This window comes from Streptomyces sp. SP17BM10 (genome assembly GCF_036322405.1).
In the GTDB taxonomy this organism is placed as follows: domain Bacteria; phylum Actinomycetota; class Actinomycetes; order Streptomycetales; family Streptomycetaceae; genus Kitasatospora.
Genome location: NZ_JAQYXB010000619.1, coordinates 211,009 through 222,114, shown reverse-complemented (window position 1 = coordinate 222,114; position 11,106 = coordinate 211,009). Strand labels below are relative to the sequence as shown.

Annotated in this window: 9 protein-coding genes and 1 rRNA gene; 4 read left to right on the top strand and 6 right to left on the bottom strand. The window is 74.6% G+C overall.

Going from position 1 to position 11,106, the window contains the following annotated elements; genetic code table 11:
* Positions 1-90 (top strand): 5S ribosomal RNA (rrf, locus tag PUR71_RS24365); the annotation flags it as partial.
* A gap of 67 nt (positions 91-157) precedes the next feature.
* Here the strand turns inward: rrf and PUR71_RS24360 are convergent.
* The 6 genes from PUR71_RS24360 to PUR71_RS24335 form a co-directional block, all read right to left on the bottom strand.
* A complete protein-coding gene (locus PUR71_RS24360; protein WP_329929213.1) occupies positions 158-661 on the bottom strand; it encodes a GNAT family N-acetyltransferase in 504 nt (167 codons plus the stop codon).
* 63 nt (positions 662-724) lie between these two features.
* The gene (locus tag PUR71_RS24355) at positions 725-2,035 is read right to left on the bottom strand and encodes a DUF58 domain-containing protein (RefSeq protein ID WP_329929212.1); all 1,311 of its coding nucleotides are present in this window, start codon (positions 2,033-2,035) and stop codon (positions 725-727) included.
* 54 nt (positions 2,036-2,089) lie between these two features.
* Positions 2,090-3,037: an AAA family ATPase gene (locus PUR71_RS24350; RefSeq protein ID WP_329929228.1), complete on the bottom strand. Its 948-nt coding sequence runs from the start codon at positions 3,035-3,037 to the stop codon at positions 2,090-2,092.
* Positions 3,038-3,099: 62 nt separating this feature from the next.
* The gene (locus PUR71_RS24345) at positions 3,100-4,323 is read right to left on the bottom strand and encodes a DUF4350 domain-containing protein (protein WP_329929211.1); all 1,224 of its coding nucleotides are present in this window, start codon (positions 4,321-4,323) and stop codon (positions 3,100-3,102) included.
* Complete coding sequence (locus tag PUR71_RS24340) at positions 4,320-4,991, bottom strand: DUF4129 domain-containing protein (RefSeq protein ID WP_329929210.1); 672 nt, start codon at positions 4,989-4,991, stop codon at positions 4,320-4,322. Before PUR71_RS24340 ends, PUR71_RS24345 begins: the two co-directional genes overlap by 4 nt.
* Positions 4,992-4,996: 5 nt before the next feature.
* On the bottom strand, positions 4,997-6,193 hold the full coding sequence (locus PUR71_RS24335; protein ID WP_329929209.1) for a hypothetical protein: 1,197 nt from the start codon (positions 6,191-6,193) through the stop codon (positions 4,997-4,999).
* A 287-nt stretch (positions 6,194-6,480) separates the two neighbouring features.
* On the opposite strand from PUR71_RS24335, the gene mtrA reads away from it, so the two are divergent.
* The 3 genes from mtrA to PUR71_RS24320 are packed head-to-tail and all read left to right on the top strand — an operon-like array spanning position 6,481 to position 11,105.
* Positions 6,481-7,158, top strand: a complete 678-nt coding sequence (gene mtrA, locus PUR71_RS24330) for an MtrAB system response regulator MtrA (protein WP_030061806.1) — start codon at positions 6,481-6,483, stop codon at positions 7,156-7,158.
* A 1-nt stretch (position 7,159) separates the two neighbouring features.
* Positions 7,160-9,274 (top strand): MtrAB system histidine kinase MtrB, encoded by a 2,115-nt coding sequence (gene mtrB / locus PUR71_RS24325; RefSeq protein ID WP_443077542.1) that lies wholly within the window; start codon positions 7,160-7,162, stop codon positions 9,272-9,274.
* Positions 9,249-11,105, top strand: a complete 1,857-nt coding sequence (locus PUR71_RS24320) for an LpqB family beta-propeller domain-containing protein (RefSeq protein ID WP_329929208.1) — start codon at positions 9,249-9,251, stop codon at positions 11,103-11,105. Before mtrB ends, PUR71_RS24320 begins: the two co-directional genes overlap by 26 nt.
* Position 11,106 lies beyond the last annotated feature (1 nt).

Below are 11,106 nucleotides of genomic sequence, written 5' to 3'. Positions count from 1 at the left end.
CCCGGTTACATTCCGAACCCGGAAGCTAAGCCTCACAGCGCCGATGGTACTGCAGGGGGGACCCTGTGGGAGAGTAGGACGCCGCCGAACAATCATTCACGAGAAGCCCCTGATCCCTTCGGATCAGGGGCTTCTCGCATATCCGGGCACGTCCTTTCTACTGCTGGACGATGCCGCGCTGGTACCAGGTGCCCGTCTTTCCGCCCAGGTCCGCCGGGCCGGCCGGTCCGACGGGGATGAATCCGGCTTTCGTCAGGACCTTCCGCGACGCGGTGTTCTCGTGGGAGGTCGCCGCCCGCAGGGTCCGCAGCCCGTACTGGGACGCGGCCAGTCGGCACAGCTCCAGCACGGTGGCCGTCGCCAGGCCGTGGCCGGCGGCGTGCCGGGCGACCCGGTAGCCGAGCTCCGCCGAGTGCTCCTCCTGCTCGATGTCGACCAGGTTGAACCGGCCGAGGACCGAGCCGTCCTCGGCGAGGAGCACGTGGAACGCGCAGAGGCCGGCTTCCTGCTCCGCCAGCAGAGCGCTGTAGCGGGCGGTGAAGTGATGGAAGTAGTCGTCACCGCGGTCGGTGATCGAGGCTGCGAAGTAGGCGCGGTTCGCCAGCTCGAAGGCCAGGACGGCGCGGGAGTGTTCGGCGTTCAGCCGTTTCAGCTCGGGCACCGCCCGACTCTATGCGGCCGGGGTCCCCCCCGGTTTTCACCGACGCGGACGTCGGCAGTGGCCTCAGAGCCGGCCGGCGGCCTTGAGAGCGAGGTAGGTGTCGGCGAGGGCCGGGGCGATCTTGTTCGGCAGGGCGTCGAGGACGGTGACGCCCTGCCGGCCGAGGCGGTCGGCGGTGCGGCGGCGGTCGGCGCGGGTCCGTTCCGCGGCGGCGGCCCCGTAGACGGCCTCCACGGTGCCGCGTCCGGCGGCGAGTTCGTCGAGCCGGGGGTCGGCGACCGACGCGAGCACCACCTCGTGGCGCTTCACGAGCTGCGGGAGCAGCGGGAGGAGGCCCTCTTCGATGGGGCCGGCGTCGAGGCCGGTGAGCAGGACGATCAGCGAGCGGTGCGGCGCCATCCGCAGGGCGGTGGCGACCAGCGACCGCACGTCGGTCTCGTAGAGAGCGGGTTCCAGGTACGCCATGGCGTTGGTGAACGCCGGCAGGACCTCGTTGGGGGAGCGTCCGGCGACGGTGACGCGCGGGCGGAGGTCGTGGGCGAGCAGGTCGACGCGGTCGCCGGCGCGCGTGGCGAGTGCCGTGAGCAGGAGGGCGGCGTCGAGCGAGGCGTCCAGGCGGGGGGCGTCGCCGACGCGGCCGGCGGAGGTGCGGCCGGTGTCGAGGACGACCAGGATGTGGCGGTCGCGCTCGGGGCGCCAGGTGCGGACGGCGACGGTGTGGCGACGGGCGCTGGCGCGCCAGTCGATGGAGCGGACGTCGTCGCCCGGCAGGTACTCGCGCAGGGAGTCGAACTCGGTGCCCTGGCCGCGGGTCAGCACCGAGGTGCGGCCGTCGAGTTCGCGCAGGCGGGCGAGCCGGGAGGGCAGGTGCTTGCGGCTGGCGAAGGGCGGCAGCGCGCGGACCGTCCAGGGGGCGAGGTGCGAGCCCTGACGGCCGGCCAGGCCGAGCGGACCGAGGGAACGGATCGTCACCCGGTGGGCGTGGTGGTCGCCGCGGCGGGTGGGTACGAGGACGGTGGTGGCGCGGCGCCGTTCGCCGGCGGGGACGGTCAGGGTGTGCCGGGAGCCGGGGCCGGCGGTGCCGGGGCGCCAGGCCGACGGGGCCCAGGCGTCGCGGATCCGGGCCCGGAGGGGCCGGCCGGAGGGGTTGGTGACGGTCAGTTCGACGGGTGCCGGCTCGCCGAGGCGGACCGTGGTGGTGCCGCCGCGGCCGAGCCGGAGGCTGCGGACGGGGGCGGCGAGCACCAGGTCGGCGACGACGGCGAGCAGGACGGCGCCGGTGACGACGCCGATCCCGGTCCAGGACGGCAGCAGCAGGCCCACGACGAGCGCGCCGACGGCGGCGAGCAGGGCGGTTCGCCCGGTGAGGGCCATGCGGTGCGCTCCTTCGGGTACCCGGTGCGGGCGGGGTGGGGCTGGGGTGCGTCCCTAGCGGGGGGCGGGCGTCTGGGCCAGGACGGCCTGGATGACGGAGTCGGCGGTGACGCCCTCCATCTCGGCCTCGGCGCGCAGCGCGACGCGGTGCCGCAGGGTGGGCAGGGCGAGCGCCTTGACGTCGTCCGGGGTGACGTAGTCGCGTCCGGCCAGCCAGGCCCAGGCCCGGGAGGCGGCGAGCAGGGCGGTGGCACCGCGGGGGGAGACGCCGATGGACAGGGACGGGGACTGTCGGGTGGCCCGGCAGAGGTCGACGATGTACGCGAGGACCTCGGGGGAGACGGTCAGCTTCGCGATCTGCTCGCGGGCGGCGGCGAGGTGCTCGGGCCCGGCGACCGGGCGGACGCCGGCGGCGGCGAGGTCACGCGGGTCGAAGCCGGCGGCGTGCCGGAAGAGGACCTGGAACTCCTGGTCGCGGTCGGGCAGCGGCAGGATCAGCTTGAGCAGGAAGCGGTCGAGCTGGGCCTCGGGCAGCGGGTAGGTGCCCTCGTACTCGACCGGGTTCTGCGTCGCGGCGACGAGGAACGGGACGGGCAGCGCGCGCGGTTCGCCGTCGACGGTGACCTGGCGCTCCTCCATGGCCTCCAGCAGGGCGGCCTGGGTCTTGGGCGGGGTGCGGTTGATCTCGTCGGCCAGCAGGAGGTTGGTGAAGACCGGGCCGGGCTGGAAGGAGAACTCGGCGGTGCGGGCGTCGTAGACGAGCGAGCCGGTGACGTCGCCGGGCATCAGGTCGGGGGTGAACTGGATGCGCTTGGTCTCCAGGCTGAGCGCGGTGGAGAGGGTGCGGATCAGCAGCGTCTTGGCGACTCCGGGGACGCCCTCCAGCAGGACGTGGCCTCCGCAGAGGAGCGCCACGACGAGGCCGGTGACGGCGGCGTCCTGGCCGACCACGGCCTTGCCGATCTCCGTGCGCAGGGCGGTGAGGGCCTGGCGCGGGTCGATGGTGGTGCCGGGGGTGGCGGGTGCCGTGCCGGGGGTGGGGTGCTGGGCGGTGGCCTGTTCGGTCACGGCTTCCGTACCTGCCTTTCGAGGGCGTCGAGGTCGTCGGCGAGCCGCAGCAGCGCGGCGTCGTCGGTCGGGTCGGGGCCGTAGAGGAGGGCCCGCACGTCCCCGGCGGGGCGCGTGGTGAGGCGGTCGGCGACGGCGGCGCAGAGTGCCTCGGGGTCGGGTGCGCCGGCGGTGATCGGGACGCCCAGGGTGGGGGCGAGGCGGTGGGCGGCGGCCCGGCGCAGGGCGTCGGCGGCGCGGCCGCGGGCCTTGGCGCGGTGGTAGAGCCGGGCGCGGCCCTCGGTGGTCTCGGCGGCGCGGACCACGACGGGCAGGTTCTCGCTGATCACCGGGCCGAGTCGGCGGGCGCGCCAGAGCGCGGCCAGGACGGCGGCGATCGCGAGTTGCAGGGTGGCCCAGTGCCAGCCGGCCGGGATGAGGTCGGTGAAGCTGCGGCGGGTGGTGGTCTCGGCGGCCGGCGAGCTGTAGTCGGGCAGGTGCCAGGTGAGGTGGGGCCGGGCGCCGAGGAGGCCGAGGGCGAGGGAGGCGTTGCCGTCCTTGGCGAGCTGCTGGTTCTGCAGGAGGTCGGCGCTGCCGAGGACGATCGCGTCGCCGTCCGGGGTCGGGACGCTGACCAGGGAGAAGCCGTGGGCGCGCGGGTAGCAGCCGGTGCCGCGGCTGCCGCTGGTGTAGACGAGGCCGCCGATGTCGACGCTGCCGGCGCGCTCGGCCTCGGGGAGGTCGCAGCCCGGGTCGGTGCTGCGGACGGTGGCCCAGGCGGGGGCGCCGCGTTCGTCGCCCGCGCGGACGCCGGGGACGAGGGCGCTGAGGGCCGCCGGGCCGGGGGCTATGAGGACGAGCCGCTTGTGCCGGGCGGTGGCGACGGCGCGCAGCTGGCCGGCGTCGAGCAGGTCGGGTTCGGGGATCACGAGGGTGTCGTCGCCGGTGGGGCGGACGGTGGGGTCGGTGGTGAGCGTGGTGGCGACGCCGCGCTGCTCGAGCAGGGCGACGACGGCGTGGGCGCCGTCCTTGTCGTAGGAGCGCGGGTCGAGCGGCGGGTAGCGGCGGTCCTGGCTCAGTCCGGCGATGACGACGGCGCCGATGAGCAGGAGGGCGAGGGTCACCAGGTACCAGCGGTAGCGGTGCCACGGGCTGCGGCCGGTGGGGGCCGGGCTGCCGGCGGCGTCGGCCGGCGCGGGTGCCGGCGGCGAGGTGGCGGGCGTGGGGGCGGTGGTCGTCATGCCGCGCCTCCCGGGGCCGGGGCGAGGGTCGGGCGGGTGCGCTCCAGCGCCCGGTCGAGGTCGCGGAGCGACTGGTAGGCGGCCTGGTCGGCGGTGCGCTCGCCGAAGGCGATGTCGTCGAAGGTGCGGGCGGCGGCGGCCAGGGCGGCGGCGTGTTCGGGCAGGGCCCGACCGGCCTCGGCGGCGGCCTCGTCGGCGGTGCGGCCGGGGCGGGCGTCGAGGAGGGTGCGTTCCTCCAGGGCGCGGACGAGGGCGCGCATCTGCTCGCGGACGGCGTCGGCCCACTGTCCGGCGGCGGCGTGGCGTTCGGCGTCGGCCCGGTGCTGGGCGGCGGTGCGGGGGCCGGTCGTGCCGTACACGTCCAGGGTGGTGCGGGCGGCCCGCTTGGGCGCCCCGAGGCGCCACCACAGCGCGGCGGCGATCAGGACGGCGACGACCAGGAAGAACACCAGGCCGGTGGCGCCGCTGGTGCCGTCGCCGGAGATGGCGTTCAGCGCGTCCGAGAGCTGCTCGTTCAGCCAGTTCAGGACGCGCTGCACGAGGCTCGGGTCGTGCCGGTGGTACTCGGCGTTGAGCAGTTCGTCGCGGGCGGCGTCCCGGGCCGGGTCACGCGGGACCGTGACCGGGGCGCCGCCCGCGGCGAGGAGCCTCTCCCCCCAGATCGGCATCCGGCTCAGAGCCTCGTCGGGTCGGTGGCGGCCTGGTCGCCCCAGCCGGTGCCGCCGTGCTCGGGCAGGCCGGCGGCGCGGGCCAGCTCGATGTCGAGCGCCTCGCGGCGGATCCGCTGGTCGACGTAGAGGAGCACGCCGATGCCCGCGGTGAAGGGGACGGTGAGGGTGGAGGCGATGACGCCGGCGATCGCCGTGGCGACCAGGAGGGCGACTGGCTGCTGGGTGGTGCCGCCGCTCTCGACCTGCTGCTGGAGGTCGCCGAGGCCGAGCACCAGGCCGATGATCGTGAACGGGACCGCGATGATCGCCGCCACGACGAAGGCGATGATCTGGCTGAGCACGGTGATGCCGCAGATCCGCCACCACGAGCCGCGCACGAGCCGGCGGGAGCGGGAGAGCGCCGTGATGACGCCCTGCTTCTCCAGCATCAGCGCGGGAGCGGCGAGGCTGAGCTGGATCCAGAGCCAGACCACGACGGGCAGGCTGAGCAGGCCGACGATCACCAGCAGCCCGACGATCGCGGGCGAGGCCGCACCGGCCGCCAGGTAGCCGATCAGCGGGCCGAACCCGAGCACCATGACGCCGCCGGTGATCAGCCCCGTCAGCAGCGTGAGCCCGAGCAGCTGGAGCAGCTGGGCACGGGCTCCGCGCCAGGCCTCCCGGATGGTGACGCCCTGGCCGAGGATCGCGCGGCTGACCACCACGGTGAGCAGGGCCGTCGCGATGACGCCGAGGAGCAGGTTGAGCGGCATGCTGGCGAGCGCGACGAAGACGGCGGTGAAGTCGCCGGTCTTGCCGCCGACCAGCAGTTGGGCGCCGACGCCGCCGGCCTGCTGGAGCACGGCGATGCCCAGCGACAGGCCGAGCGCGGTGCGCCAGTGCTTGCGGATGGTCGAGACGGAGCCGTCGAGGAGCTCGCCGAGGCCCAGCGGGCGCAGGGGGATGACGCCGGGCTTGGGGCTCGGCGGGGCGCCCCAGCCGTAGGGGCCGTACGGCCCCTGCGGGCCGGGCGGCGGGCCGCCCCAGCCGTTGCGGGCGGGCGGGACCTGCGGGCCGCCCCAGGCGGGCGGCGGGACGGGGGCGCCCTGGGGCGGTGCCGACGGCCCGGGCACGCCGGCGGGCGCGTCGGCCGGGGGCCGGGCGTCGTCGCGGGGTGGCTCGGACGAGCCGGGCGAGGCCCAGCCCGGAGTGTCGGTCATCACTGCTCCTCGGAGGGCGTCCTGGGGGCGCGGTGCCGGATGGATCTTCCACCCGCGCGCAGGCCCATCGTGCCATGGGGCGCCGACAGGCCTCAGGGGTATCCGGTCGCGGAACGGAATCGGGGGTGCCGCGGTGGTCCGGGCGCGGCTCCGGCACGGTTCGGAGACGTTCCATCGGGGGCTATTCGCCCGGTATGACCGTAATGCGGGGGTGGCCGAGTTGGCCGTTGTGGAGCATTGGCACTGCTGTGCGGCAGGTCACAATCCGGTAATGAGAGGATGGAGCCATGAAGGGACGCGTCCTCGTCGTTGATGACGACTCCGCACTGGCCGAGATGCTCGGCATCGTGCTGCGTGGTGAGGGTTTCGAGCCGTTTTTCGTCGCCGACGGGGACAAGGCGCTAGCCGCGTTCCGGGAGACCAAGCCCGACCTGGTGTTGCTCGACCTCATGCTGCCCGGCCGGGACGGCATCGACGTCTGTCGCCAGATCCGGGCCGAGTCCGGGATCCCGATCGTCATGCTGACCGCGAAGACCGACACGGTCGACGTCGTGGTGGGCCTGGAGTCGGGCGCCGACGACTACGTCACCAAGCCGTTCAAGCCCAAGGAGCTGGTGGCCCGGGTGCGCGCCCGGTTGCGCCGCGCCGAGGAGCCCACGCCCGAGCAGCTGACCATAGGCGACCTGGTGATCGACGTGGCCGGTCACTCGGTGAAGCGGGACGGCCGGGGCATCCCGCTGACCCCGCTGGAGTTCGACCTGCTGGTGGCACTGGCCCGCAAGCCGTGGCAGGTGTTCACCCGCGAGGTGCTGCTGGAGCAGGTCTGGGGCTACCGCCACGCGGCGGACACCCGCCTCGTCAACGTCCACGTGCAGCGCCTGCGGTCGAAGATCGAGAAGGACCCGGAGCGCCCCGAGATCGTGGTGACCGTCCGCGGCGTCGGCTACAAGGCCGGACCCAGCTGACGTGACGCACCGGGCTGACGAGTCCCCGTCGGGTTCCGCGACCGACGGGGCCGACGCCGTGCGCGGGGACGTGCTGAGTTCGACCACCCGGCGCCGGCGTGGTCCGGCCGCGTTGCTCGCGCTGGTGACCCGTCAGCTGCGTCGGCCCGCGCACCGGGTGACGGCGCTGTACCGCCGCTCGATCCAGCTGCGCGTGGTCGCGGTGTCGCTGCTGGCGTCCATCGCGGTCGTGCTGGTGCTCGGCGTGGTCGTCGTGGCGCAGGTGCGCACCGGCCTGTTGGACACCAAGCTGGCGTCCGCGCGCGAGCAGGCGCGGATCGGTTTCCAGGCCGAGCTGAAGAAGATCGACGAGGCCAAGGACCAGCGGCTGCGCGTCGGCGCGGCGGCGGACCCGAGCACCGACGAGGTCGGGTCCTGGCTGCTGCGGCAGGTCAACGACCTGGCCGCGAGCGGGCAGACGGTCTACTCGGTGATCGCGATGATGCCCGGCACCGGCCAGACGGTGATGCCGGACGCGGTGGGTTTCGGCCCGCGCTACTCGGGCGACATCCTGCCGATCAGCGTGCCCGACTCGCTGCGGGCCAAGGTGTACGCCGAGCCCGGCCAGATGTTCGACCAGCCGACCCGGATCCACCGCTCCGCCGAGAGCGGTGGGCACACCGAGCCCGGCCTGGCGCTCGGCATGCAGTTCGTCGGCCCGACCAACACGAGTTACCAGCTCTTCTACGTCTTCTCGTTCGGGCAGGAGACGGACACCCTCAACCTGGTCACGGGCACCCTGGCGACCGCCGGCGTGTTCGTGGTGATCCTCATGGGCGGCATCGCCTGGGTCGTGGTGCGCCAGGTGGTCACCCCGGTCCGGATGGCCGCCGGGATCTCCGAGCGGCTGGCCGACGGGCACCTGGAAGAGCGGATGAAGGTCACCGGCACCGACGACATCGCCCGCCTCGGTGAGTCGTACAACCGGATGGCCAACGCCCTCCAGGCGCAGATCCGGCAGCTGGAGGAGCTGTCCCGGGTGCAGCGGCGCTTCGTCTCGGACGTCTCGCACGAGCTGCGCACCCCGCTGACGACGGTCCGGATGGCCGCCGACCTGATCTACGACAGCCGCGAGGACCTGGACCCGATGGCGGCCCGCTCGGCCGAGCTGCTGCAGGGCCAGCTGGACCGCTTCGAGTCGCTGCTCGCCGACCTGCTGGAGATCAGCCGCTTCGACGCCGGCGCCGCGATCCTGGACGCCGAGCCGGTGGACCTGCGCGACATCGTGGCCCGCGTGGTGGAGGCCGCCGATCCGCTCGCCCAGGCCAAGGGCAGCGCCGTGGTGATCCGCGGCGACGGCGAGCCGGTGGTCGCCGAGGTGGACTCCCGCCGGATCGAGCGCATCCTGCGCAACCTGGTGGTCAACGCGCTCGAGCACGGCGAGGGCCGGGACGTCGTGGTCCGGCTGGGCTCGGCGGACGGCGCGGTCGCCGTCGGCGTGCGCGACTACGGCATCGGGCTCAAGCCGGGCGAGGCCTCCCGGGTTTTCCACCGCTTCTGGCGGGCCGACCCGTCCCGGGTGCGGACCACCGGCGGCACCGGCCTCGGCCTGTCGATCGCGGTCGAGGACGCGCACCTGCACGGCGGCTGGCTCCAGGCCTGGGGCGAGCCCGGCGGCGGCTCGCACTTCCGGCTCACCCTGCCGCGCACGCGCGGCGGGGAGATCAGCCGGGCGCCGTTCCGGCTGGAGCCGGAGGACTCGCGCAACAACCGGGGCCTCGGCACGTACGGCACGCCGTACCGGCGGGCGATCAGCCCGTCGGGGGCGACGGCCCTCACCGCGGCCGAGGAGCAGGCCGAGACGCCGGACGGCACCGGCAGCAGCCTGGGCAGCGGTCTCGGCGGGGTGCTGAACATCGGACCGGGCCTCGGCAAGGCCCGGCTGCCGCAGGGGCCGCGCGCGGACCCGTCCGACGTGCGCGCGGCGGGGGCCGGCTACCTGGCCACCGGTGCCCAGGTGATGGTGGACCCCACGCCCGGCCGGCCGTCGGTGGCGCAGCGCACGGCGGAGCCGGATCTGACGGGCGGGACGGACACGGAGGGGACGCAGCGTGCGAAGGACGAGCGGCAGGCCTGATCCGCGGCTCGCGGCGGTGGCCGGCGGGGTGCTCGTCGCCCTGCTGGCCGGCGGGTGCGCGGCCATGCCGGACTCGGGCGGCATAACGAAGGTCGAGCTCTCCCAGGGCTCGGCCGACAAGAACCTGCAGGTGCGGGTGTTCCCGGTGGGGCCGGCCAGGGGTGCCAAGCCGCAGGACCTGCTGGCCGGGTTCCTCGACGCGGTGACGGCGGACGAGGGCTACGACACGGCGCGCAAGTACCTCACCGAGGAGGCCGCCGCGGCCTGGAACCCGGACGCGGGCATCACGGTGCTCGCGGCCACGCCCCCGCCGTCCGCCCCCGACGTCCCGGAGACGGAAGCCACGACCACGCTGTCCATCACCGGGCAGGTCGTGGCCGCGGTCGACCCCGGGCACACCTACGCGCTGGTGACGGGGCAGAGCACGAAGTCGTCCGACTTCACCTTCCAGCGGCAGAAGGACGGGGAGTGGCGCATCGACAAGCTGCCGCCCGGCCTGATCATGAACGAGACCAACTTCCGCAACAGCTACCGGCAGGTGGACCGGTACTTCTACACCGCGCCGGACCCGTCGGCCGCGGGCTTCGGGCCGGCTCCCGAGGTGCTGGTCGCCGACCCGATCTACCTGCGGCGGCGGACGGACCCGCTGACGGCGGCGGCCAAGGCGCTGGTCGGCGGGCCGTCGAACTGGCTCGGACCGGCCGTCCGGACGGCCTTCCCGAGCGGTGCGAGCGTCGACCGGGTCAACGTCGACGACAGCCGGGTCGCCCACGTGCAGCTCGGCGGTACCGACCTCGCCGACGCGGTGTCCTGCCGGCGGATGGCGACCCAGCTCTTCTACACCCTCGCCGAGCAGGGCAAGGGCCAGGTCGAGCGGGCGGAGCTGAAGGGGCGGCGGGGCGGCTGCGCGGCCGGCCGCGGCGACTCGCCGTTCACCGGCCCCGGGGCGCTGGCCGGGGTGGGCAGCGAGCAGCAGTACCTGCAGCGCAGCGACAACGGCGCGCTGGTTCTGCTCAACGACACCACGACGAGCTCGGTGCGCGGTGTGCTCGGCAAGCCCCAGCCGGCCGGCCGGACCCCACTCGGCCCCGTCGCCGTCCGCCGGGACGGCTCCCAGGCCGCCGTGCTCAGCCGGGACCACCACCAGCTCTACTCGGTGCCGCTGTCCGACAACGCGGTCGCGCTGCCCGATCCGGTGCTGACCTCGGCGCACACCGGCGACGACGGGCTGGCCTCGCCCAGCTGGGACGGCCGCGGCGACCTCTGGGTGGTGGACCGCAGCCCGGAGAGCCCGCGCGTGGTGACGGTCCGCGGCAACCGGACGTACACCGTCCCGGTCGAGAAGCTGGACGGGCGGAGCGTGCAGATGCTCCGGGTCTCCTCGGACGGCGCCCGGATCGCCCTCGTGGTGAAGGACGCGAACTCCTCCGGCCGGTCGCTGATGTTCGGCGCGATCGTGCACGGCGGGACCCCGGAGGCGCCGACCGTCCGGATCGTCGGGCTGCACACGGCGGCTCCGGCGATCACCGACGTCTCCTCGCTGTCCTGGGCGGAGTCCGACCAGCTGCTCGTGCTGGGCAAGGAGGCCGACCGCCTCCCGCAGCTGCACTACGTCAGCACCGACGGCTCCCCGAGCACCGACGCCCCGGCACAGGGCGGGGAGGGCATGGCGACCGCCGAGGTCTCGGAGGCGAAGGCGAACGTGCTGTCGGCGGCAGAGCCGGTGCTGGCGCTGCAGGCCACGGAGGGCCGGATCTACCGGCTGATCAACAGCCAGTGGCGCGAGGTCACGCTGCCGGACCGGGCGAGCGCGTTCTTCTACCCGGGCTGAT